Origin of the sequence: Neomegalonema perideroedes DSM 15528 (assembly GCF_000374145.1) — a bacterium.
Lineage (GTDB): Bacteria > Pseudomonadota > Alphaproteobacteria > Rhodobacterales > Rhodobacteraceae > Neomegalonema > Neomegalonema perideroedes.
Window position 1 is genome coordinate 33,133 of sequence record NZ_KB893662.1, and the last position, 23,839, is coordinate 56,971.

At 65.5% G+C, this 23,839-nt stretch carries 22 protein-coding genes; 19 read left to right on the top strand and 3 right to left on the bottom strand.

Annotated elements, in window-relative coordinates; all coding sequences use genetic code 11:
• The first annotated feature begins 68 nt into the window (after window positions 1-68).
• The 11 genes from chvE to B161_RS0113265 all read left to right on the top strand — a co-directional run bounded on the left by chvE (window position 69) and on the right by B161_RS0113265 (window position 12,312).
• Window positions 69-1,133 carry a multiple monosaccharide ABC transporter substrate-binding protein gene (gene chvE, locus B161_RS0113215; protein WP_018633914.1) on the top strand — a complete coding sequence of 355 codons (1,065 nt, stop codon included), beginning with the start codon at window positions 69-71 and terminating at the stop codon, window positions 1,131-1,133.
• A 201-nt stretch (window positions 1,134-1,334) separates the two neighbouring features.
• Entirely contained in the window at window positions 1,335-2,876 is a 1,542-nt protein-coding gene (gene mmsA, locus B161_RS0113220) for a multiple monosaccharide ABC transporter ATP-binding protein (RefSeq protein WP_018633915.1), read from the top strand.
• Window positions 2,873-4,099 (top strand): multiple monosaccharide ABC transporter permease, encoded by a 1,227-nt coding sequence (gene mmsB / locus B161_RS0113225; RefSeq protein ID WP_018633916.1) that lies wholly within the window; start codon window positions 2,873-2,875, stop codon window positions 4,097-4,099. Before mmsA ends, mmsB begins: the two co-directional genes overlap by 4 nt.
• 4 nt (window positions 4,100-4,103) lie before the next feature.
• Window positions 4,104-5,069 (top strand): AraD1 family protein, encoded by a 966-nt coding sequence (gene araD1 / locus B161_RS0113230; RefSeq protein ID WP_018633917.1) that lies wholly within the window; start codon window positions 4,104-4,106, stop codon window positions 5,067-5,069.
• 19 nt (window positions 5,070-5,088) lie between these two features.
• Window positions 5,089-6,888, top strand: coding sequence for an L-arabinonate dehydratase (araD, locus tag B161_RS0113235; protein WP_018633918.1), 1,800 nt, complete (start codon window positions 5,089-5,091; stop codon window positions 6,886-6,888).
• 73 nt (window positions 6,889-6,961) lie between these two features.
• Entirely contained in the window at window positions 6,962-7,852 is an 891-nt protein-coding gene (locus tag B161_RS0113240; RefSeq protein ID WP_018633919.1) for a 2-dehydro-3-deoxygalactonokinase, read from the top strand.
• The gene (locus tag B161_RS0113245) at window positions 7,849-8,469 is read left to right on the top strand and encodes a 2-dehydro-3-deoxy-6-phosphogalactonate aldolase (RefSeq protein WP_018633920.1); all 621 of its coding nucleotides are present in this window, start codon (window positions 7,849-7,851) and stop codon (window positions 8,467-8,469) included. The genes B161_RS0113240 and B161_RS0113245 overlap by 4 nt, the downstream gene beginning before the upstream one ends.
• On the top strand, window positions 8,466-9,350 hold the full coding sequence (locus tag B161_RS18065; RefSeq protein ID WP_018633921.1) for an SMP-30/gluconolactonase/LRE family protein: 885 nt from the start codon (window positions 8,466-8,468) through the stop codon (window positions 9,348-9,350). The genes B161_RS0113245 and B161_RS18065 overlap by 4 nt, the downstream gene beginning before the upstream one ends.
• A complete protein-coding gene (locus B161_RS0113255; RefSeq protein ID WP_018633922.1) occupies window positions 9,347-10,276 on the top strand; it encodes a Gfo/Idh/MocA family protein in 930 nt (309 codons plus the stop codon). Before B161_RS18065 ends, B161_RS0113255 begins: the two co-directional genes overlap by 4 nt.
• A complete protein-coding gene (locus B161_RS18070) occupies window positions 10,273-11,307 on the top strand; it encodes an aldose epimerase family protein (protein ID WP_018633923.1) in 1,035 nt (344 codons plus the stop codon). The genes B161_RS0113255 and B161_RS18070 overlap by 4 nt, the downstream gene beginning before the upstream one ends.
• A 102-nt stretch (window positions 11,308-11,409) precedes the next feature.
• On the top strand, window positions 11,410-12,312 hold the full coding sequence (locus B161_RS0113265) for a bestrophin family protein (RefSeq protein ID WP_018633924.1): 903 nt from the start codon (window positions 11,410-11,412) through the stop codon (window positions 12,310-12,312).
• 43 nt (window positions 12,313-12,355) lie between these two features.
• Here B161_RS0113265 and B161_RS0113270 read toward each other — a convergent pair whose 3' ends face one another.
• Both B161_RS0113270 and B161_RS0113275 read right to left on the bottom strand, forming a co-directional pair.
• The gene (locus tag B161_RS0113270) at window positions 12,356-13,318 is read right to left on the bottom strand and encodes a dihydrodipicolinate synthase family protein (RefSeq protein WP_018633925.1); all 963 of its coding nucleotides are present in this window, start codon (window positions 13,316-13,318) and stop codon (window positions 12,356-12,358) included.
• Window positions 13,319-13,438: 120 nt separating this feature from the next.
• Window positions 13,439-14,143, bottom strand: a complete 705-nt coding sequence (locus B161_RS0113275; protein ID WP_018633926.1) for a GntR family transcriptional regulator — start codon at window positions 14,141-14,143, stop codon at window positions 13,439-13,441.
• Window positions 14,144-14,373: 230 nt separating this feature from the next.
• Here B161_RS0113275 and B161_RS0113280 point away from each other — a divergent pair, with 230 nt between their 5' ends.
• The 6 genes from B161_RS0113280 to B161_RS0113305 all read left to right on the top strand — a co-directional run bounded on the left by B161_RS0113280 (window position 14,374) and on the right by B161_RS0113305 (window position 19,597).
• The gene (locus tag B161_RS0113280) at window positions 14,374-15,189 is read left to right on the top strand and encodes an ABC transporter substrate-binding protein (RefSeq protein WP_018633927.1); all 816 of its coding nucleotides are present in this window, start codon (window positions 14,374-14,376) and stop codon (window positions 15,187-15,189) included.
• A 66-nt stretch (window positions 15,190-15,255) separates the two neighbouring features.
• Entirely contained in the window at window positions 15,256-15,921 is a 666-nt protein-coding gene (locus tag B161_RS0113285; RefSeq protein ID WP_018633928.1) for an amino acid ABC transporter permease, read from the top strand.
• Between the two features lie 10 nt (window positions 15,922-15,931).
• Window positions 15,932-16,606 carry an amino acid ABC transporter permease gene (locus B161_RS0113290; protein WP_018633929.1) on the top strand — a complete coding sequence of 225 codons (675 nt, stop codon included), beginning with the start codon at window positions 15,932-15,934 and terminating at the stop codon, window positions 16,604-16,606.
• Window positions 16,599-17,321: an amino acid ABC transporter ATP-binding protein gene (locus B161_RS0113295; protein WP_018633930.1), complete on the top strand. Its 723-nt coding sequence runs from the start codon at window positions 16,599-16,601 to the stop codon at window positions 17,319-17,321. Before B161_RS0113290 ends, B161_RS0113295 begins: the two co-directional genes overlap by 8 nt.
• 10 nt (window positions 17,322-17,331) lie before the next feature.
• On the top strand, window positions 17,332-18,591 hold the full coding sequence (locus tag B161_RS0113300) for an NAD(P)/FAD-dependent oxidoreductase (RefSeq protein WP_018633931.1): 1,260 nt from the start codon (window positions 17,332-17,334) through the stop codon (window positions 18,589-18,591).
• Between the two features lie 4 nt (window positions 18,592-18,595).
• The gene (locus B161_RS0113305) at window positions 18,596-19,597 is read left to right on the top strand and encodes a 4-hydroxyproline epimerase (protein ID WP_018633932.1); all 1,002 of its coding nucleotides are present in this window, start codon (window positions 18,596-18,598) and stop codon (window positions 19,595-19,597) included.
• Between the two features lie 102 nt (window positions 19,598-19,699).
• On the opposite strand, the gene B161_RS0113310 is transcribed toward B161_RS0113305, so the two are convergent.
• The gene (locus B161_RS0113310; RefSeq protein ID WP_018633933.1) at window positions 19,700-20,809 is read right to left on the bottom strand and encodes a M24 family metallopeptidase; all 1,110 of its coding nucleotides are present in this window, start codon (window positions 20,807-20,809) and stop codon (window positions 19,700-19,702) included.
• 352 nt (window positions 20,810-21,161) lie between these two features.
• Between B161_RS0113310 and B161_RS0113315 the strand changes: the two genes are divergently transcribed.
• Window positions 21,162-22,757: an ABC transporter substrate-binding protein gene (locus B161_RS0113315; protein WP_018633934.1), complete on the top strand. Its 1,596-nt coding sequence runs from the start codon at window positions 21,162-21,164 to the stop codon at window positions 22,755-22,757.
• Between the two features lie 69 nt (window positions 22,758-22,826).
• A complete protein-coding gene (locus B161_RS0113320) occupies window positions 22,827-23,834 on the top strand; it encodes an ABC transporter permease subunit (RefSeq protein WP_018633935.1) in 1,008 nt (335 codons plus the stop codon).
• Window positions 23,835-23,839 lie beyond the last annotated feature (5 nt).

Consider the following 23,839-nt stretch of genomic DNA (forward strand, 5'->3'; position numbering starts at 1 on the left):
CGATGTTCCTTTTCGGGAACGGATCGGGGCGGACAAAAGCGGGGAAACCCCGCTTCAGGGAGGATGATATGAAGTTTCTGAAATTGGCGAGCGCGCTCGCCATGGGCCTCGCCGTCTTCGCGCCGCAGGCTTGGGCGCAGGACAAGGGCCTGGTCGGCATCTCCATGCCTACGAAATCCTCCGCGCGCTGGATCGCCGACGGCGAGAACATGGTGCGCCAGTTCGAGGCCGCGGGCTATCGCACCGATCTGCAATACGCCGAAGACGACATCCCCAATCAGCTCGCCCAGATCGAGAACATGGTGACCAAGGGCGTGAACGCGCTGGTCATCGCCTCCATCGACGGCACCACCCTCTCCAACGCTCTGGAGAACGCTTCGGCGGCGGGCGTGCGGGTCATCGCCTACGACCGCCTCATCCGCGACAGCGGGAACGTCGATTATTACGCCACCTTCGATAATTTCAAAGTCGGCGTGATTCAGGCCGAATCCCTCGTGGAGGGGCTGAAGACCCGCTTCCCCGACGTGAAGCCCTGGCATGTCGAGTTGTTCGGCGGCTCGCCGGACGACAACAACGCCTATTTCTTCTATAACGGCGCCATGTCGGTGCTTCAGCCGCTGATCGACTCCGGCGAGGTCTCCGTGGCTTCGGGACAGGTCGGCATGGACAAGGTCGGCACCCTGCGCTGGGACGGCGCCGTGGCTCAGGCCCGCATGGACAACCTGCTCTCGGCCAATTACACCGACAAGGCGATTCAGGGCGTGCTCTCGCCTTACGACGGCATCTCCATCGGCGTGCTCTCCTCGCTGAAGGGCGTGGGCTACGGCTCGGGCGACGCGCTCATGCCCATCGTGACGGGTCAGGACGCCGAAGTCCCCTCGATCAAGTCGATCCTCGCGGGCGAGCAATATTCCACCGTCTTCAAGGACACCCGCGAGCTGGCCGGAGTCGCGGTCAAGATGGTCGACGCCGTGCTGCAGGGCTCCGAGCCCGAGATCAACGACACCGAGACCTATGACAACGGCGTCAAGACGATCCCCTCTTATCTGCTGGAGCCGGTCGAGGTGGACGCCTCCAATTACGAGAAGATCCTCGTCGAGGGCGGATATTACACCGCCGACCAGCTGAAGTGATCCGGCCCGGCCGCCCGGCTTTCGGGCGGCCTCTCCTCCTCCGGACGGCGGGTCCGGAGCCGGCTCCCGCGCGGAGCGCGCAGACGCCTGCGACCTCTCCGCAGAGGGAGGAGCGGCGCCGCGCCCCTCCGCGCCGGGCCGCAAGCGCGCCGGAGCCTCCGGCGGGACGAGACCGCAGGACGGGATCCCATGAACGCCCCTATGACCGCTTTGCTCGAGATGCGCGACATCACCAAGGAATTTCCGGGCGTCAAGGCTCTGGACCGGGTGAATCTGGTCGTGGCGAAAGGCGAGATCCACGCCGTCTGCGGCGAGAACGGCGCCGGGAAATCCACGCTGATGAAGGTGCTTTCGGGCGTCTATCCGGCGGGGAGCTATCAGGGCGAAATCCATTACGACGGCGCTCTGGCCGAATTCCGCAATCTCGCCGAAAGCGAGGCGCGCGGGGTGGTGATCATCCATCAGGAACTGGCGCTGATTCCTCAGCTCTCCATCGCCGAGAACATCTTCCTCGGCAACGAGCGCGCTGCGGGCGGCGTGATCGACTGGAGCGAGACCTATCGGCGGACCGAGGAGCTTCTGGCCAAGGTCGGGCTCCGCGACGCGCCGGGCGTGCTGGTCGAGACTCTGGGCGTGGGCAAGCAGCAGCTGGTGGAGATCGCCAAGGCGCTTTCTAAGGACGTGCGGCTGCTGATCCTCGACGAGCCGACCGCCGCGCTTCAGGAGACCGACTCGCGCAAGCTGCTCGATCTGATGCTGGAGCTGAAGGCGCAGGGCGTCACCTGCATCATCATCAGCCATAAGCTCAACGAGGTGCGTCAGGTCGCCGACACGGTGACCGTCATCCGCGACGGCGCGACCGTCTCGCGGATCGACGCCCGCGAGGGCCTGAGCGAAGACCGCATCGTGCGCGACATGGTGGGGCGCGACATGTCGCATCGCTATCCCGAGCGAACCCCCAAGCTCGGCGACAAAGTTCTGGAGGTGACGGGCTGGAGGGTCTGGCATCCGGAGCAGGCCGAACGTCAGGTCATCCGCGATATTTCCTTTCACGTCCGCGCGGGCGAGGTGCTGGGGATCGCCGGGCTGATGGGCTCGGGCCGGACGGAGCTGGCCATGTCGCTCTTCGGGCGCAGCTGGGGACGGAACGTCTCGGGCGAGGTCCGGATGCGCGGGCGTCCGGTGGACGTCTCCAGCGCGCCCAAGGCCATCGCGGCGGGGCTGGCCTACGTCACCGAGGACCGCAAGCATCTCGGCCTGATCCTCGACGAGAGCCTGCGCTTCAACAACACCCTCGCCAATCTCCGGGGCGTCTCCAAGGGCGGCGTGCTCAACGAGGCCGAGGAGACCCGCGTGGCCGAAGGCTATCGCAAGGCCATGGCCACCCGCACCCCGAGCGTGATGCAGAAAGTGGGCAATCTCTCGGGCGGGAACCAGCAGAAGGTGGTTCTGGCCAAATGGCTCTTCACCGAGCCGGAGGTGCTGATCCTCGACGAGCCCACGCGGGGCATCGACGTCGGGGCGAAATATGAGATCTACACGATCATCAACCAGCTGGCCGCGCAGGGCAAGGCGGTGGTGATGATCTCCTCGGAGATGCCGGAGCTGCTGGGCATGTGCGACCGCATCCACGTCATGAACGAGGGCGCCTTCGTGGGCGAGCTCTCCGCCGCCGAGGCCAGTCAGGAACGCATCATGTCGCTCATCGTCGCCCAACCTCAGGAACAGGGAGTCGCCGGATGACCGTCGCGGAGACCGCGCCCAAAGCTGGCGAACTCAAAGCCTATCTCAAAACCCATATGCGCGAATACGGGCTTCTCTTCGCCCTGATCGCGATCATGGTCTTCTTCCAGATCGTCACCTCCGGCACGCTGATGCGTCCGGTGAACATCACGAACCTCTTCCTCCAGAACAGCTACATCATCATCATGGCGCTCGGGATGCTGATCGTCATCGTCTCCGGCAACATAGATTTGTCGGTGGGCTCGGTGATGGGCTTCGTGGGAGCCTTCGCGGCGGTGATGATCGTCAAGATGGGCGCGCCGATCTGGCTGACCATCGCGGCCTCTCTGCTGATGGGGGCGGCCATCGGGGCGGCTCAGGGCTATTGGATCGCCTATTGGAAGATTCCCTCCTTCATCGTGACACTGGCGGGGATGCTGGTCTTTCGCGGCGCCTCGCTCTGGCTGCTGGAGGGGCAGTCCGTGGGGCCCTTCCCGCCGGAGTTTCAGCGGCTTTCGACGGGCTTCGTGCCGGATCTCTTTCCCCGGAGCGTCACCGAGCCCATCGGCGCCTTGTTCGGCCAGCGCAATCTGAATCTGCTCTGCATGGGCGTCGGAGTCCTCGCCTCGGCGGCGATCCTCTGGAGCGGCCTGAGGCGCCGCGCGCGCGACGCCGCTTATGGCGTGGCGGGCGAGCCTGCGAGCTTCTTCTGGCTGCGCAACGCCGTGGCCATCGGGGCGCTGCTCTTTCTCACCTTCAAGCTGGCGACTTTCCGGGGCTTTCCCAACGTGCTGGTGAGCATGGCCCTGCTGACGCTGCTTTACGCCTTCGTCACCCAGAACACGGTGATCGGACGCCGGGTCTACGCGCTCGGCGGCAATGAGAAGGCGGCGAAGCTCTCCGGCATTAAAACCGAGCGCCTGACCTTCCTCGCCTTCGTCAATATGGGGGTTCTGGCGGCTCTGGCGGGCCTGATCTTCGCGGCGCGGCTCAACACCGCCACGCCCAAGGCCGGATTCGGCATCGAGCTGGACGTGATCGCGGCGGTCTTCATCGGCGGCGCCGCCATGGCGGGCGGCGCGGGCAAGGTGGTCGGGGCGGTGATCGGCGCCTTCATCATGGGCGTGATGAACAACGGCATGTCGATCATGGGCATCGGCATCGATTATCAGCAGATGATCAAGGGGCTGGTGCTGCTCGCCGCCGTGATCTTCGACGTCTACAACAAGCGCAGGCAGGGCTGAAGACATGCACCTGAGCCAACTGAAATCCGGAGGCGTGATCTGTCGTCTCGGCGCGGAGGCGCGGCTTCTGCCCGGCCTGAAGAGCGTCTACGAACTCGCCGGACTCGCCGTGGCGGCGGGGGCGAGGCTCGCGGATCTGCTGCCCGAGGGCGGCGAGCCTGTGGACCTCGCCGCTCTGGCGGCGGCGGATCGGCTCGACGTTCCTCTGCGCCATCCCGAGCCCGCGCGGATGCATCTCTGCGGCACGGGGCTGACGCATCTCGGCTCGGCCGCGACGCGGGACTCCATGCACGCCAAGCCGGAGGCCCAGCTCACCGACTCGATGAAGATGTTCCGCATGGGCCTCGAAGGCGGCAAGCCGGAGGCGGGGAGCCCCGGCGTCCAGCCGGAATGGTTCTACAAAGGGCCGGGCTCCGAGGCCGTGGCGCCGGGCGATCCGCTGATCTCGCCGGGCTTCGCGCTGGACGGCGGCGAGGAGCCGGAGATCGCGGGCTTCTACCTCATCGGCCCCGACGGGACGCCCAATCGCGTCGGCTTCGCTCTGGCGAATGAATTCTCGGATCATGCGACCGAGAAGATCAATTATCTGTACCTCGCGCATTCGAAGCTGCGTCCGGCCTCCTTCGGGCCTGAGCTGCTGGTGGGGGATCTGCCGCGCCACATCGAGGGGCGTTCGCGCATCCTGCGCGACGGCGCGGCGATCTTCGATCAGCCTTTCCTCTCGGGCGAGGACAACATGTCCCACAGCATCGCCAATCTGGAGCATCACCACTTCAAATACGCGCCCTTCCGGCGTCCGGGAGATCTGCATGTCCATATGTTCGGCACGGCCACGCTGAGCTTCGCCGCCGGGATCGCGCCGCGTTCGGGCGACGTCTTCGAGATCTCTTCTCCCGCCTTCGGCCTGCCTTTGCGCAATCCTCTTCAGACGGCGCCCGACGCGGGCTTCGTCGCCACGCGCGTCTTGTGATCTCAGGAGACGACCCTCCATGTCCGCCCCAGAATCCGCCCCAGCAGCACCCGCCCCGAAGCCGACCCCCGGCGCCAAAGCCTTCGCTCCCGCCCCCTGGCCGCGCAAGCTCAGGTCTCAGCATTGGTATGGCGGGAACTCCCGCGACACGATTTATCATCGCGGCTGGCTGAAGAACCAAGGCTGGCCCCATGACCTCTTCGACGGGCGCCCGATCATCGGGATTCTCAACACATGGTCGGATCTGGCGCCCTGCAACGGCCATTTGCGCGAGCTCGCCGAGAAGGTGAAGGCGGGCGTCTGGGAGGCGGGCGGCTTTCCGGTCGAGGTTCCGGTCTTCTCGGCCTCTGAAAACACCTTCCGCCCGACGGCGATGATGTATCGCAATCTGGCGGCTCTGGCGGTGGAGGAGACCATCCGCGCCCAGCCCATCGACGGCTGCGTGCTGATGGTCGGCTGCGACAAGACCACGCCGAGCCTGCTCATGGCGGCCGCGAGCTGCGACGTGCCTTCCATCGTGGTGACCGGCGGGCCGATGCTCAACGGCTATTTCCGCGGCGAGCGGGTGGGCTCGGGGACGCATCTCTGGAAATTCTCCGAGGCGGTGAAGGCCGGAGAGATGACCCAAGAGGAGTTTCTCGAAGCCGAAGCCTCCATGTCGCGCTCGACGGGCAGCTGCAACACCATGGGCACGGCCAGCACCATGGCCAGCATGGCCGAGTCGCTCGGCATGGCCTTGTCGGGCAACGCCGCCATCCCCGCCGTCGACAGCCGACGCCGGGTCATGGCGCAGCTGACGGGGCGGCGGATCGTGCAGATGGTCAAGGACGACCTCAAGCCCTCCGACGTCATGACGAAGGAGGCTTTCGAGAACGCCATCCGGACCAACGGCGCCATCGGCGGCTCGACCAATGCGGTGATCCATCTTCTGGCCATGGCGGGCCGGGTGGGCGTCGATCTGACTCTCGACGATTGGGACCGCTGCGGACGCGGCGTCTCGACCATCGTGAATCTGATGCCCTCCGGGAAATATCTCATGGAGGAGTTCTTTTATGCGGGCGGCCTGCCGGTGGTGCTGAAGCGCCTCGGCGAGGCGGGGCTTCTGCATAAGGAGGCTCTGACCGTCTCCGGGAAATCCATCTGGGAGGAGGTCAAGGACGTCCGCAACTGGAACGAGGAGGTGATCCTCCCCGCCGACAAGCCTTTGACCCCTCAAGGCGGCATCGCGGTGCTGAAGGGCAATCTCGCGCCGAATGGAGCGGTTCTGAAGCCTTCGGCGGCCTCGCCGCACCTGATGGTCCATCGCGGGCGGGCCGTGGTCTTCGAGGACATCGACGACTACAAGGCGAAGATCAATGATCCGGATCTCGACATCGACGAGACCTGCGTGATGGTCATGAAGAATTGCGGGCCGAAGGGCTATCCGGGCATGGCCGAGGTCGGCAATATGGGCCTGCCGCCCAAGCTGCTGAAGAAGGGGATCACGGATATGGTCCGCATCTCCGACGCCCGCATGTCCGGCACGGCTTACGGAACCGTGGTGCTGCACGTCTCGCCGGAGGCGGCGGCGGGCGGACCTCTGGCCGCGGTGCGTGACGGCGACTTCATCGAGCTCGACGTGCCGAACCGCCGCCTGCATCTCGACGTCTCCGAAGCGGAGCTGGCCGCGCGGCTCGAAGCTTGGCGCCCGCATCACGATCAGGCCGAAAGCGGCTACGCTTGGCTGCATCAAACCCATGTCCAGGGCGCCGACACCGGCGCCGACCTCGATTTCCTCAAAGGCCGCCGCGGAAACGCCGTGGGCAAAGACAGCCATTGAGGAGCTTCGGCGCGTCCCGCATCCTCCCCCTCCGGCGGGGCGCGCCGAAACCAAAAGGAGCCGAGAAGCCGTCATGAACGTTTCTCCCGAATGGATCGCGGTGGACTGGGGCTCTTCGAATCTGCGCGCCTTCGCGATGCGCGGCGGAGAGCCGCTTGCGGAATCCGCCTCCGGCGAAGGGGCCTCCGGTCTGGCGCGCGAGGATTTCGAACCGGCGCTTCTGCGGGTCATCGGGCCTTGGCTGACCGAAGGGCGCGTCACGCCCGTGCTCGCCTGCGGGATGGTCGGGGCGCGCCATGGCTGGATCGAAGCGCCTTATCGCGCCGTTCCCTGCGCGCCCGTCGCGCCGGGCGAGACCATCCTCGCGCCGACGCAAGACCCTCGCCTCTCCCTGCGGATTACGCCGGGCCTCAGTCAAGCCTCTCCCGCCGACGTCATGCGCGGCGAAGAGACTCAGATCGCGGGGTTCCTCGCGGGCGAGCCCGCCTTCGCAGGCGCCTTGATCCTCCCCGGCACCCATTCCAAACAGGCGCGGATCGCGGACGGAAAGGTCTTGAGCTTCTCCACCTGGATGACCGGCGAGCTTTTCGCGTTGCTCTCGCAAGGCTCGGTCTTGCGCCATTCGCTCCAGAGCGGGGAGGGCGAGGATCTCGCCGCCTTCGTCGAGGGCGTGGGGATCGGCGCCGAGGGGCGCGCGCTGCGCGGCCTCTTCGCTCTGCGGGCCGAGGGGCTGTTGGAGGGCTTGCCTGCGCAGGCCGCGCGGTCGAGATTATCGGGGATGCTGATCGGCGCGGAGCTGGCCGGATTCGATCCGGGCGGAGATTGCGTCGTGATCGGCGCGGGCGGATTGGCGCGGGCCTATCTGGCGGCTTTGCGGTCGCTCGGACTCGCGGCGCGGGCCTGCGACGGCGCGGAGCTGGCGCGGCGCGGCCTCGCCTTGATTCAGGAAGGGAAGAACCTGTGAGCCGGAAGATCATCGCCATTCTGCGCGGCCTGCGCCCCGAGGAGGCCGTCCCTTGTGCGGAGGTTCTGGTGAAGGCGGGGATCTCCGTGATGGAGGTGCCGCTGAACTCGCCGCAGCCTTTCGACTCGATCTCGCGCATGGCGAAGGCCTTCGCGGGAGATCCGGACGTCGGGATCGGCGCGGGCACCGTCCTGACGCCCGATGAGGTCGGACGGGTCGCGGCGGCGGGCGGGCGGCTGATCGTCTCGCCCAATTGCGACCCCGAGGTGATCGCCGCCACGCGGGCTTTGGGGCTGGCTTCATGGCCGGGCTTCTTCACCCCCACCGAGGCTTTCACAGCGCTGAAGGCCGGAGCGACGGGGCTGAAGCTTTTTCCCGGCTTCATGGCGGGGCCGGAGGGTCTGAAGGCTCTGCGGGCCGTCTTGCCGCCGGGGACTCAGGTCTACGCCGTGGGCGGGGCGGGGGCGGAGAATTTCGGCCTCTGGCTCAAAGCGGGCGCGGACGGCTTCGGCATAGGCACGGCGCTTTATCAGCCGGGCTTCTCCCTCGCCGAAATCGCGGAGCGGGCGGCGCGTCTGGTCGCGGCCTATGACGCCGCGCAGGAGGCCAAGGCGTGACTTTGTTCGATTCCCGCATCTGCGCGCTCGGCGAAGGGACGCTCTGGCATCCTGAGCGGCGAGAATTATTCTGGTTCGACGTGACCGGGCGGCGTCTGCTCTCGCGCGCGCCGGAGAGCGGCGCGACCCGCGAAGTCGCCTTGCCGGAAATCTGCTCCGCCGCCGCATGGATCGACCGCAAGCGGCTGCTGATCGCTTCGGAGACGGGGCTTTCGGTCTTCGATCTGGAGTCCGGGCGCTTCGTCCGGCGTCTGGCCGATCTGGAGGCGGAGAATCCCGCCACCCGCTCCAACGACGGGCGGGCCGATCCTTGGGGCGGCTTCTGGATCGGGACCATGGGCAAATCCGCCGAGCCGGGCGAGGGCGCGCTTTACCGCTATTTCGCGGGTGAGCTGCGGCGGCTTTACGCCAATCTCTCTATTCCGAACGCGGTTTGCTTCGCGCCGGATCGGCTTCTGGGCTATTTCGCCGATACGGAGCGGGGCTTGCTCTTCCGCGTGGCGCTGGACGCCCAAGGCTGGCCCGCCGCCGAGCCGGAGATCTTCGTGGATTTTTCGCGCCATGGCCTCTGGCCGGACGGCGCCGTGACCATGGCCGACGGCTCTTTGCGCGTGGCGCTCTGGGGCGCGGGGGCGGTGGTCGCGGTCTCGCCGCAAGGCGGGATCGGCGCGCGGCTGAGCTTCCCGGCGCTCCATACGACTTGTCCGGCCTCCGGCGGGCCGGATTATCGGACGCTGTTCTGCTCCTCGGCGACGCAAGGGCTCTCGCCCGCGCAGATCGCGGAGGCGCCTTTGTCGGGCGCGCTCTTCGCGGCGGAGGATTCCGTCCCCGGCAAGCCCGAACCCGCCTTTCGTCTCGACCTTTGCGGAGATCCCCGATGACCGATCCTCTTGCGCTCGGCCTTGTGGGCCTCGGCGTGATCGCGCGCAATCAGCATGTCCCTTCTCTGGCCGCGACGCCCTCTTTGCGGCTGGCCGCCGTGGCCAGCCGCAACGCCGCGCTTGAGGGAACGCCGAGCCATCGCGATCTCGCGGCCATGCTGGCGGCCCATCCCGAGATCAGGGCGGTCTCGCTCTGCACCCCGCCGCAGGGACGTTTCGAACAGGCTTGGGCGGCGCTTCAGGCCGGGCGCCACGTCATGCTGGAGAAGCCTCCCGGCGCCAGCCTCAGCGAAGTGCGGAGCCTCGCGGCTTTGGCGCAGGCCAAGGGTCTGACGCTCTTCGCCTCCTGGCATTCCCGCGCGGCGGCGGCGGTGGAGGCGGCGCGGGATCTGCTCTCCGGCGCCGAGATCCGGCGCGTGGAGATCATCTGGAAAGAGGACGTGCGTCATTGGCATCCGGGTCAGGAATGGATCTGGAATCCGGGCGGCCTCGGAGTCTTCGATCCGGGGATCAACGCGCTTTCGGTTCTGACCCGCATTCTGCCGCAGCCGGTCCATATGCGGGCCGCGCTGCTGGAGGTTCCCGCCAATAAGCAGGCGCCCATCGCCGCGCGGGTCTCCATGAGCGCGGCCTCCGGCGCGCCGGTCGAGGCGGAATTCGACTGGCGTCAGACCGGGCCGCAGACTTGGGACGTCCGCGTCGAGAGCGACGGCCCGGAGATCCTCCTCCGCGAGGGCGGCGCCCGTCTTTTCGTGGGGGGCGCCGAGAAGATCGCCGCCGCCGATGAGGAATATCGCCGCCTCTACGCGCGCTTCGCCGAGCTGATCGCGGCGGGGGAGTCGGATGTGGATCTGACGCCGCTGGAGCTGGTCGCCGACGCCTTCTTGCTGGGCGAGCGCCGCCTCGTCGAGGAGTTCCAGACATGATCGAAGATTTCGGCCGGACGCCCGAAGGCGCCTCCGTCGAGCGGATCACCCTTGAGGCGGGCGCGGCGCGGGCGCGGATTCTGACCTATGGCGCGACGCTCCAGAGTCTTGAGGTTCCGGACCGGGGCGGCGATCTCGACGACGTGGCGCTGGGCCATGACGATCTCGCGGGCTATCTGAATCACCGGAGCTTCTTCGGCTCCACCGTCGGGCGGGTGGCCAACCGCATCGCCGGAGGCCGCTTCACGCTCGACGGGCGCGAATTCCGCCTCGCGCGGAACGAGGGCGACAACACGCTTCATGGCGGCCCCGAGGGCTTCGACCGCCGGCTCTGGCGGATCGAGGCGGCGGAGGAGGGCTTCGTCCGGCTGGCGCTGACCTCTCCGGATGGGGATCAGGGCTTTCCGGGCGAATTGCGCCTGCGCGTGACCTACAGCTTCGCCCAAGAAGGCGAGGCGGCGGTTCTGACCATCCTGCAGGAAGCCGAGGCCGAGGCTCCGACGCCGGTCGCGCTGACCAATCACAGCTTTTTCGCTCTGGCGGGGGCGCGGGGTCTGGAGAGCCGTCCGCAATCGGCTCTGACCTATCGTTTCAAGGCGGCGGCCTCGCGCTATCTGCCGGTGGACGCCGCGCGGATTCCCTCTTTTCCGGCGCCGGTCGCCGGAACCCCCTTCGATTTCCGCGACGGGACTCAGCCTCTGACCGGCCTCGCGGGCGGCTATGACCATTGTTTATGTCTGGATCAGGGGCGGGCGGAGCTTGTCGATCCGGTCACGGGCCGCCGCATGGAGCTTCTGACCGATCAGCCGGGGCTTCAGCTTTACACCGGGAATTTCCTGAAAGGCGCGGTGGTCGGGAAGGGCGGACGGGCCTACGTCAAACATGACGCCCTTTGTCTGGAGCCGCAGATTTGGCCCAATGCGGTCAACATGCCGCCGGAATGGGGCGCGGGCTCGGCGATCCTCCGCCCCGGCGCGCGTTACGCCGCCCGCATCGAATTGCGCTTCTCCACAGAGGCGGCCGGAGTCTGAAAGCGCGCGTCATGGCGGCGCAGGCGGGCGCAAACGGCTGGACGCCGGGGGGCGCTCTGGGCAGATTAGGCGGGATTTCGCCTCCGGTCCGGTCCTCCCCGCATGATCATCCGCAAACGCCCCGGCGCGCTGACGCTGTTTTTCGTGCTGAAGGGCTCCATCATTCCGCGCATCTGGCCGCAATTATTCGGCGTGGGGCTGCTTTCGGCGCTGGTGGTGGCGGCGCATCGCTATGCGCCGGACTGGGCGCCGGGCGTGGATCCCGCGCCTTTCGCGCTGATCGGCGTGGCCCTGTCGGTCTTCATGAGCTTCAAGAACAACTCCAGCTATGACCGCTGGTGGGAGGCCCGCAAGCTCTGGGGTCAGATCATCCATACGGCGCGCGATCTCGCCCGCCAGACTCTCCCGCTGGATTCCAGCCCGGATCATGCCTCGCCGGAGCGCCGCGAGATCCTGCTCGCCGTGATCGGCTTCGCCGAGGCGGCGGTCCGGCGGCAACGCGGCGAGTCCCTCGGCGAGGATCATGCGCCGGGCGCGGGGCTCGGCCTGATCAATCCCGCCGACGCCTTTCTGATGCGCATCGCGCGCCGGATCGGGGAGCTTCTCCGCGCGGGACGGCTGGAGCCGGTCGAGGCTCTGACGCTGAATGAAAGCCTCGTGCGGCTGAATCAGGCGCTGGTGGGCTGCGAGCGTCTGGCGAACACGCCTTTGCCTTTCCCCTATGCGCTGCTGCTGCATCGCACGGCTTATCTTTTCTGCTTCATGCTGCCTTTCGGGCTGGCCGACAGCCTCGGCTGGGGCACGCCTCTGGCGACCATGCTGGCGGCCTACGCCTTCTTCGGCCTCGACGCCGTGGGCGAGGAGCTGGAGGAGCCTTTCGGATTGGATCCGAATGATCTGCCCATCTCGGCCTACGCCAAGATCATCGAGATCAACCTCCGCGCCGCCATGGGCGAGACGGATCTGCCGCCCGCGCCGACGCCGAAGGATTACGTGCTGACCTGAAGCCCGCCCCGACCGGAAAGCCCGGTCGAGGCTTAAGGCCGTCTCAGACCCGATATTTCTGCACGGCGCCGGGGAGCTTGCTCCATTCGGCGTACCAAGCCTTGAACTGATCGTATTGCGCTTTGGCCCAAGCGCGCTGGCTCGGGGAAAGCTCGTCGGTGGCGTTGAAGTGGAGCTTATATTCCGCCTCGCCGTCCAGCTCGAGCATGTATTTATAATAGAGGACCAGCTCCGTCTCTTCGTCCCAGGTGGAGAGGACTTCCAGAGCCTCGCCCAATTCGCGGGCGCGGGCGCGGGCCTCGACGTCGCCCGTCGCGGCGGCCTTGGCCAGCGCCACGAAATGCAGGATCTGCTTGGGCAAGGCGTTGCCGATGCCGGTGATGGTGCCGGTCGCGCCCGCCTTGACGTAGCCGTGATAGACGCCCGTATCCACGCCCGCCATCAGCACCACGTCCGGATTTCCGCTGGCGATATGCTCGGCGGCGTAGGTCATGGCGGCGGCGCCGCCGAACTCCTTGAAGCCCACGAGATTCGGATGATCGGCGCGCAGGGCGAAGAAGAGATCCGCTTTGGTCTCAAAGCCGTAATGCGGGCTGTTGTAGATCACCGCCGGGAGATCCGGCGCCGCGGCGAGGATCGCCTTGAAGTGATGGCGCTGGGCCGTCGGAGATTTGCCGCGCGAGAGCACCCGGGGAATGACCATCAGCCCCGCCGCCCCGACTTTCTGCGCATGAGCCGCCAGCGCCACGGCTGAGGCGCTGTTCACCGCGCCCGTGCCGACGATCACCTTAAGACCGGCCTTCACCAGCCGCTCGACGCCCTCCATGCGCTGGGCGTCGGTCAGCAGAGGCCAATCGCCCATCGAGCCGCAATAGACCACCGCCGACATGCCGTCGGCGATCAGCTGCTTGGCCTTGCGGACGAGCGCGTCGAAATCCGGGGTGCGGTCGGCCTTGCAAGGGGTCATCAGGGCGGGAATGACTCCGGTGAAGATCTCCGTATTCATCAGCTTCCTCCGATTTTAATCAGCCGCGCCGCCGCAGAGGGGTTTCATGGGGGCCGGTCTTCGTCGCTTTCCGGCATGATATGCCGTGAATTTTATTTGTCGACAAAAAATAGACAAGGCTCACAAAGCCAGATCCTGCCGGTGGTCGCGGGCGAAGAGCTGCTGAATCTGACGCACGATCTGATCCGCATGGGCGCGGGCGAGGCGGTCGCAAAGCTCGACGTCGCGGGCTTCGATGGCGGCGATGATCGCTTCATGCTCCTCGACGTATTCCTGCGGCAGACGATCCTCGAAGGATTGGTAATAGAGGCGCAGCAGCCTGCGGCCGTCGTCCAGAATCCGCAGCGAGATGTTGAGGAAATAGGGATTGCGCGCCGCCTCGGCGATGGCGGCGTGAAACTCGCGATTGGTCGAGATCATCGCCAGAGCGTCCTGAGCCGCCACCGCCGCCGCGAATTGCGCCTGATGGGCGCGGATGATCTGGAGATCCTCCGGGCGGCGGGCCCGCGCCGCCAGCCGCGTCGTGACGCGATACATCAGCGTGATCGCGTCGAAGAAATGATGTAGATTCAGAAAATCGATGTTCGAGACCATGGTCGAGCGATTGGGCAGAGTCTCGACCAGCCCTTCGCTCGCCAGCCGCACCAGAGCCTCGCGGATGGGCGTGCGCGACATGCCGAAGCGCTCCGCCAACTGCACTTCGTCGATGGGGCTGCCGGGGAGAAGCGCCAGATCCAGAATATCGTCGCGCAGAAGGTCGTAGACCATCTTGACGCCGGAGCCGCGCTTGCGTTCTGGGGCGGCGTCGATCGCGGCTTCGGACATCTGGACGCTCTCCTGCTGAAATGGATCCGTATCTTGTCGACAAATAAAATAATTTCTTGAGCCATGGCTTTCAACTTCTTTCGCGCGGACCGCCTCCGGCGAAGGGTTCCGGCGCGGCGGCGCGCGAATGGATATTGCTTGTATATTCTTTGTGTTTTTACTTTGATTTTTGCTGCGCGTATTGAGAAGACTCAGAACAACAAGAATCAGACGACCAAGGGAGAAACCTCATGAAGACCCCTCTTTTCGCTTTCGGACTCGCCGTCGGCGTCGCTTTCGCGGGCGCGGCTCAGGCCGATAAGCTGGACGACGTCATCTCCTCCGGAACCTTGCGCTGCGCGGTGGTGCTGGACTTCCCGCCCATGGGCTCGCGCGACGCCGACAACAAGCCCATCGGCTTCGACGTCGATTATTGCGAGGATCTCGCCAAGGCTCTCGGCGTGAAGGCCGAGGTGGTCGAGACCACCTTCCCCGAGCGCATTCCGGCGCTGATGTCGGGCCGGGTGGACGTGGCCGTGGCCTCGACCTCCGACACGCTGGAGCGCGCCAAGACCGTCGGCTTCTCCATTCCCTATTACGCCTTCGAGAACGCCGTGGTCGCGGGCTCGCGGGCCGAGGGCGTTGCGAGCTTCGAGGATCTGAAGGGCAAGACCGTCGGCGCCACCGCGGGCACCTATGAAGCTATCTGGCTGGAGGAGCGCGTGAAGGAATGGGGTTCGGGAACCTTCCGCCCCTATCAGAATCAAGCGGACGTCTTCCTCGCGCTGTCTCAGGGCCAGCTCGACGCCACCGTCTCGACCGTCGAGGTCGCGGAGGCCAATGTGAAAAGCGGGAAATTCGCCGGAATCCGCATCGTGGACAAGGCGCCCATGGTGCCCGATTACGTCGCGCTGATCACGCTGCGCGAAGAATACGGCATGATCAATTATCTGAATCTCTTCGTGAATCAGCAGGTGCGCACCGGCCGGTACGTCGAGCTTTACAAGAAATGGGTCAGCGAGACCGGCGAGCCCGCCAACCTGACGATCAACGGCGTCTATCGCTGAACCTGATCGCCCGGCGCGGAGGAGCTTCCTCCGCGCCGTCTTGTCGCTCCGACAGTCGAGGCGGTCATGTTCAATTATAATTTCAGGTGGAATCAGGCGCTGAATTCTCTGCCCCGGATGCTGGAGGGGGCGCTCGTCACCATGGAGATCGCTTTGCTCTCCATGGCCATCGGCGTTTCGGTGGCGATCCTGCTGACGCTGTGCAGGCTGTCCGGCAATCGGATCCTCTCGGCCATCGCGACGACCTGGGTCGAGATCGCGCGCAACACGCCCGCGCTGTTTCAGATCTATATGGCGCATTTCGGCCTTGGCGGCTTTGGGATCCATCTCTCGCCTTATGTGTCGCTGCTGATCGGCATCGCCTTCAACAACGCGGGCTATCTCGCCGAGAATTTCCGCGGCGCGCTCAAGGCCATTCCTGAGACCCAGACCCGCGCTGGACGCTCGCTCGGTCTGAGCCAGCTTCAAGCCTTCCGCCACATCATCCTGCCGCAGATGCTGCGCATCGCCTTTCTGCCGATGACCAATCAGATGGTCTGGGCCATCCTCATGACCTCGCTCGGCGCGGTGGTGGCGATGAACACCGATCTTTACGGCGTCACGAGCGATCTCAACGCCCGCACCTTCCGCACCTTCGAGCTTTTCGCCATCGCCGCCGTGATCTTCTATGTGATCACCAAGGCGATCACCCTCTCGGCCCGCCTGATCGCGGCCCGACTCTTCCGCTATTGAGGGGGCCGCCATGTTCGACACCGCTTTGACGATGAACGATCTGATCTTTCTGGCCAAAGGGGCGGGAATCACTTTGATCGTGACGGCGATCGCCGTGTTCTTCGGCACGATCCTCGGGGTGATCTTCGGCGTCTTCCGCTTTCAGGTCGGGCCGATCTGGGCCGCGCCGCTGACCTTCGTCCTCGACGTCTTCCGCTCCATTCCGCTGCTGATCCAACTGGTGCTCGCCAACGCCTTCGTGACGACGGTGCTCGGCTGGCGCGTGACGGGCTTCAGTTGGAACGTCACGGGCTTCGTGGTGGCCTGCGGCGTGCTCTCGCTCTATACGGCGGCCTATTGCTCCGAGATCGTGCGCGGCGGCGTAGAGGCCGTTCCGCCCAATCTGCGCCGCGCGGCGCGCTCGCTGGGCCTGAGCTGGGGGCAGGAGATGACCAGCGTCACGGCGCCCATGGCGGTTCGGGTGGCTTTGCCTTCGTGGATCGGGCTTTCGCTCGGCGTGATGAAGGATTCCTCGCTGGTCTTCATCATCGGCGTGGTCGAGCTTCTCCGCTCCACGCAGGTCCTCATCACGCGGCTTCAGGAGCCCTTGTTCCTGCTGATGGTCTGCGGGGCCTTCTACTTCCTCATCTCCTTCCCCATCGCCCGTTTCGGCGGTTATCTCGAAAGGCGCTGGACCTATGATTGAGATTGAAAACGTCCGCAAATCCTTCGGCGCGCTGGAGGTGCTCAAGGGCATCGACCTGACCGTGGCCAAAGGCGAGGTGCTGACGGTGATCGGCGGCTCCGGCTCGGGGAAATCGACGCTGCTGACCTGCATCAATGGTCTGGAGCCGATCAACTCCGGCCGCATCAAGGTCGACGGAACCGAGGTCCACGCCAAATCCACCGACCTTAATAAGCTGCGTCAGAAGATCGGCATCGTCTTTCAGCAATGGAACGCCTTCCCGCATCTGACCGTGCTGGAGAACGTCATGCTGGCGCCGCGCAAGGCTCTGGGCATGACTAAGGCTCAGGCGGAGGAGGTCGCGGTGAAGCAGCTGACCCATGTCGGGCTCGCGGAGAAGCTGAGCGTCTATCCGACCCGCATGTCGGGCGGACAGCAGCAGCGCATGGCCATCGCCCGGGCCTTGGCCATGAGCCCCACCTATATGCTCTTCGACGAGGTGACTTCCGCGCTGGATCCCATGCTGGTCGGCGAGGTGCTGGATACTTTGCGTCTGCTGGCCTCGGAGGGCATGACCATGATCTGCGTGACGCATGAGATGAAATTCGCCCGCGAGGTCTCGGATCGGGTGGCCTTCTTCCATCAGGGCGTCATGGCCGAGATCGCGCCGCCGGATCGCTTATTTGGAGCGCCGCAGCATCTTGAAACGCAAAAATTCCTCGCCGCGACGCATTGAGGGGATCCGCATGTCAGCTTCGCCGGATGCGCCGCCCTTGCAGATGATCGTGATCGGCGCGGGAGTCGTCGGGCTTTCGGCGGCCCTCGCCTTGCAGGAACGGGGATTGAGCGTCCTCGTCCTCGACCGCGAGGGCCCCGCCGCCGGGGCCTCGGCGGGCAACGCCGGGGCTTTCGCCTTCACCGATATTTTGCCGCTGGCCTCGCCGGGCATTCTGAAGAAGGCGCCGAAATGGCTGCTGGATCCGTTGGGGCCGCTCAGCGTGCCCCCGGGCTACGCCTTGCAGATCGCGCCTTGGATGTTTCGGTTCTGGCGCGCCTGCTCGCCCGCTCAGGTGGCGGCTTCGACCGTCGCGCAGACGGCGCTGATGGATCTCTCCAAAGCCGAGCTTGAGCCCTTCCTCGCCAGAGCGGGCGCTTTGGGGATGCTGCGCAAGGACGGCAATCTTCAGGTTTATGAGTCTCAGGCCGAATTCGACGCCGGCTTAGAGGGCTGGAAGGCGCGGGCGGATCACGGGATCGAATTCCGCCATATGCGCCCTGAGGAGATGGCGGAGATTCAACCCGGCCTCAACCCGCGCTTCACCCATGGCACCTTCACGCCGGGCTGGTTCTCCATCGCGGATCCGAAGCTTTACGTCCTCGCTTTGGCGGAGCGCTTCCGGGCGCAGGGCGGCGCGATCAAAATCGCCGAAGCCCTCGCGCTGAAGCCTCTGGAGGAAGGCGTGGAGATCGCCCTTTCCGGCGGCGAGGCCCTCCGCGCGGAGCGGGTCGTGCTGGCGGCGGGGGCTCATGCGCATCTTTTGGCGCAGAGCCTCGGCGAGCGCATCCCGCTGGAGACCGAACGCGGCTATAACACCACCTTGCCCTCCGACGCCTTTGATCTGCGCAGACAAATCACCTTCGGCGGACATGGCTTCGTCATCACGCGGCTTTCGACGGGAATCCGGGTCGGCGGGGCGGTGGAGCTGGGCGGGCTGAAGCGGCCTCCGAACTTCAAACGCTCCGAGGCCATGCTGCGCAAGGCCCGCGACTTCCTGCCCGGCCTGAAAACCGAAGGCGGGACGCAATGGATGGGTTTTCGCCCTTCTTTGCCTGACAGCCTCCCCGCCATCGGCTTTTCAAAGGCCGCGCCGCGCGTGATCCACGCCTTCGGCCATGGCCACCTCGGTTTGACGCAATCGGCGGGCACGGCGCGTCTGGTCGCGGATCTGGCGACCGGAGCGGCGCCCGCCCTCGACCTGACTCCCTTCTCCCCCCAGAGGTTCTGAACCCATGGCGACCCATACTTTCTCCTGCATCGACGGGCATACCTGCGGCAATCCGGTGCGGCTGGTCTCGGGCGGCGGCCCGCGTCTGGAGGGCGCGGACATGATGGAGAAACGCGCCCATTTCCTGCGCGAATTCGACTGGATCCGCACCGGCCTGATGTTCGAGCCGCGCGGCCATGACATGATGTCGGGATCCATCCTCTATCCCCCGACGCGCCCCGATTGCGACGTGGCGGTGCTCTTCATCGAGACCTCGGGCTGTCTGCCCATGTGCGGCCACGGGACTATCGGCACCATCACCATGGGGATCGAGAACGGCCTGATCCAGCCGCGCGCGCCGGGGCGTCTGGCCATCGACGCCCCCGCCGGAAAGGTCGAAATCGCCTATCGTCAGGAAGGGCGCTACGTCGAGGAGGTGCGGTTGACCAATGTGCCGGGCTTCCTTTACGCCGAGGGCCTGACCGCCGAAGTCGAGGGCTTGGGCGAAATCGCGGTCGATGTGGCTTATGGCGGGAATTTCTACGCCATCGTCGAGCCGCAGAAGAATTTCCGCGACATGGCCGACTTCACCGCCGGAGAATTGATCGGCTTTTCGCCCAAACTCCGCAAGGCGCTGAACGACAAATATGAATTCGTCCATCCGGGCGATCCGCGGATCAAGGGGCTGACGCATATTCTCTGGACCGGCGCCCCCGTGACGCAAGGCGCCCATGCCCGCAATGCGGTCTTCTACGGCGATAAGGCCATCGACCGCTCGCCCTGCGGCACCGGGACTTCGGCGCGCATGGCGCAGCTCGCCGCCAAGGGCAAGCTCAAGCCCGGCGATGAGTTCCACCACGAATCCATCATCGGATCGATCTTCAAGGGCCGCGTCGAGGCCGCGACGGAGGTCGCCGGAAAGCCCGCGATCATCCCTTCCATCGCCGGATGGGCGCGGATGACCGGCTATAACACCATCTTCATCGACGACCGCGATCCCTTCGCGCATGGCTTCGTGGTGAAGTGAAGCCCGTTTTGGGTCGCGCAATTCATCCGAAAACCGGTCTCCACTTTTCGGATTGCGCTCACGGCCCCCGCCGATCCGCTCGGCGGGGGCTTTCGTTCTCCCTCAGATCACGGTCAATTCGCGGGGGAAGCTGGTCAGAGACCGCGCGCCCTCTTCGGTGACGACCAGATCATCCTCGATCCGCACGCCGATCTCGCCTTCGCGATAAAGCCCCGGCTCCAGCGTGAAGACCACGCCCGGCTCCATGGCCTGAAGATTGCCGATCATCACCTGCGGCGCCTCATGGACCTCCATGCCGAGGCCATGGCCGGTCTTATGCACCACCAGATCCGCGAAGCCCGCCGCGCGCATGACTTCGGTCACGCGGCGGTCGTAATCATCCATGGTCACGCCGGGGGCGGCGATCTCATGGCCGAGGGCGTTGGCCGCCCGCACGGCCTCGTAGATGTCGCGATGGCGCTGGCTGACCGAGCCCACGAAGAAGGTGCGGGTGATGTCGGCGTTATAGCCGCCCCAGACCGCGCCGAAATCCACGAGCAAAGCCCCGCCCTTCTCCAGCTTGCGCTCGGCGCTGACGACGCCATGGCAATCGGCGGCGGCGGCTCCGGCCAGAATGATCGGCTCGAAGGCGAGATCGGCGGCGCCGCGCTCCAGCATCTCCGCGACGAGGCGGCGCCGGACCTCGGCTTCGGTCATGCCCGCGCCCGTCTGGGCGAGGGTGGCCGCCAGCGCGCTTTCGCTGATCTCGATGGCGCGGCTCAGAGCGGCGATCTCGGCGGCGTCCTTATGCAGACGCATGAAGGAGAGCGCGGCGTGGCCGTCGACCACCTCGGCCTTGGGGAAGGCTTTGCGCAGCGCCAGAGCCTCGAAGAAGCGCATGCGCTGCCCCTCGACGCCGATGCGTCGCGCCGAGAGCTTGGCCGCCACCTCGACGAAGGCCGCGTCATAGCCGTCGGCGTCCTGCCAATAGACGGTTTCGACGTCCGGCGCATCCATGCTCCAGCGGCTTTTCTCCAGAAAGGGGATCACCGCATGGCGCGCGCCGTCGCGCGCGACGAAGAGCGCCGTCGGACGCTCCATCACGCCGAAGCGCACGCCGGTCAGGAACTGGAAATTCGGCCCCGGAATGAAGGCCGCCGCGTCGAGGCCCTCGCGATCCATGGCTGCGAAGAGGCGGGCCGTCCGGCCGGCGGAGAGGGCGGAAGGAAGCATGAGGTTCTCCTGAAGGAGCGGATTGGGGCGCGCGATCTTCCCTGAACTCCCGGCGGCCTAGCGGGGAAGCCGGAGCGTTCTTTTCGCGTTCCGGATTGCGGGTAGCGGAAGATATTCCTTGAATACTCTATGTATTTGGCTCAAATTTCAAGAACTGAGGCGAGATGGAGGCCCGACCCCATCAGCCCAAAAAGCGCCGGGCCTTCAGCCTCCCACTTGGAGGAGGAAGCGGCCGGCCGAAAAAACTTTGGGAGGCGTAGGACGCGCCTGAACGCTGATCGACCGAACCGGTCGGGCCTTTGGTCCGGCCTCGCAGATCTTTTACGGCAGATCTTTTACGAAGGACGATTCCATGAAACGGATGAAGGCGCTTCTGGCCGCCACTGCGATTCTGATCGCGGGCTCCGCCGCCGCTCAGGCGAAGACTCTGGTTTTCTGCAGCGAGGGTTCGCCCGAGGGCTTCGACCCCGCGCCTTGGACCGCCGGGACCACCCTCGACGCCTCCGCGCGCCCGGTTTATAATCGGCTGATCGAATTCGTGGCGGGCAGCACCGACGTCGCGCCGGGTCTGGCCGAAAGCTGGGAGACGGCGGAGGACGGCCTCTCGATCACCTTCAAGCTGCGGCCGGGCGTGAAGTTCCAGACGACGCCTTGGTTCACGCCCACCCGCGAATTCAACGCGGACGACGTGGTCTTCTCCTTCAAGCGTCAGCTGGATAAGGAAGGCCCCTGGTTCGAATATACGCCGGGCATCTCCTATTATTACTTCGACTCGACCGGCATGGCCTCGGGGATCAAGGACATCGTGCGGGTGGACGACCTCACCGTGCGCTTCGATCTGACCCGCCCCGACGTGACTTTGCTCTCCAGCTTCCCGATGGGCTTCGCCTCGATCCTCTCCAAGGAATACGCCGATCAGCTGGAGGCCGCCGGAACGAAAGAGCGGCTGAACACTCAGCCGGTCGGCACTGGCCCCTTCACCTTCGTGAATTATCAGCAAGACGCCGTGATCCGCTATGAGGCCTTCGCCGATTATTGGGAAGGCAAGCAGCCGCTGGATCAGCTGATTTTCGCCGTCACCACGGATCCGGGCGTGCGTCAGCAGAAGCTGCTCGCGGGCGAATGCGACGTCGTTCCCTATCCCAATCCCGCCGACGTCCAGAATCTGAAGGATAATCCGAATCTGAAGGTGATGCAGCAGGAAGGCTTCAATATCGGCTTCCTCGCCTATAACACCCAGCAGGCGCCTTTCGACCGTCCTGAAGTGCGTCGCGCGCTGAACATGGCCATCGACAAACAGGCGATCATCGAAGCGGTGTTTCAGGGAACCGGCGTGGCGGCGGTCAATCCTCTGCCCCCGACCTCTTGGGGCTATAACGAGGCTCTGACCGACGACCCCTATGATCCCGCCGCCGCGAAGGCCGCGCTGGAGGCCGCCGGAGTCTCGGGTCTGAAGATGAAGATCTGGGCCATGCCGGTGCAGCGCCCCTATAACCCCAACGCCCGCCGCATGGCCGAGCTGCTTCAGGCCGATTTCGCCGCCGTCGGCGTCGAGGTCGAGATCGTGTCGATGGAATGGGGCGAATATCTCAGCCAGAGCTCTCGGGTGGACCGCGACGGCGCGGTGCTGCTCGGCTGGACCGGCGACAACGCCGACCCGGACAACTTCCTCGGCGTTCTGCTCGGCTGCGAGGGCGTGGGCTCCAACAACCGCGCTCAATGGTGCCATCAGCCCTATGAGGATCTGATCCAGAAGGCCAAGATCACGACGGATCCGGCCGAACGCAAGCGGCTCTATGATGAGGCGCAGGCGATCTTCAAGCAAGAGGCGCCTTGGGCGACCATCGCGCATTCCATCGTGACCTTGCCGATGCGCTCGAACGTGACCGGCTTCGTGCAGGATCCTCTGGGGCTGCACAGCTTCCAGGGCGTCGACAAGGCCGAGTGATCGCAGACTGCTGATGCAGGAGGCGGGTCGTCTGAAGGCGGCCCGCCCTCATCTGGAATTGGGGTCTCGATGCTGCTGTTCATTCTCCGGCGCCTGCTGCTGCTCATTCCGACCTTTCTCGGGATCACGCTGCTCGCCTTTTTGTTCATCCGCATGCTGCCGGGGGATCCGGTGCTTCTGCTGGCGGGCGAACGCGGCCTTTCGCCGGAGCGTCATGCGGCGCTTCTCGCGCAATTCGGGTTCGATCAACCGATGTGGCGGCAATACGTCGATTACATCGCGGGATTGTTCCGGGGCGATTTCGGCATCTCCTTCTCGACCAAGCGTCCGGTGCTTGAGGAGTTCATGGCCCGCTTCCCGGCGACTCTGGAGCTGGCCTTCTGCGCCATTCTTCTGGCGAGCGTCCTCGGGATCGCCGCGGGAGTCCTCGCGGCGGTGCGGCGCGGAAGCTGGATCGACCAGCTGACGATGGGAATCGCGCTGGTCGGCTATTCCATGCCGATCTTCTGGTGGGCTTTGCTGCTGATCATCGCCTTCTCCTCGACGCTGGGTTGGACGCCGGTCTCGGGGCGCATGGGGCTGGCCTATTATTTCCCCGACGTGACGGGATTCATGCTCATAGACAGTTGGTTGTCCGGGCGTCCGGGGGCCTTCAAATCGGCGGTCATGCATCTCATTCTCCCGACCATCGTGCTGGCGACGATTCCTCTGGCGGTGATCGCGCGTCAGACCCGCTCGGCCATGCTGGAGGTGCTCGGAGAGGTCTATATGATGACCGCGCGCTCCAAGGGGCTTTCGCCTTTGCGGGTGGTCGGGCTGCATGCGCTGCGCAACGCCATGATTCCAGTGGTCACGACCATCGGGCTTCAGGTCTCGGTGCTGATGGGCGGCGCGATCCTGACCGAATCCATCTTCTCATGGCCGGGGATCGGCAAATGGATGATCGATTCCATCTCCCGCCGCGATTATCAGGTCGTGCAGGGCGGGCTTTTGCTGATCGCTCTGGTGGTGATGCTGGTGAATTTGACCGTCGATCTGCTTTATGGGCTGGTCAATCCCCGCGTCCGGCGTCAATGAGGAGG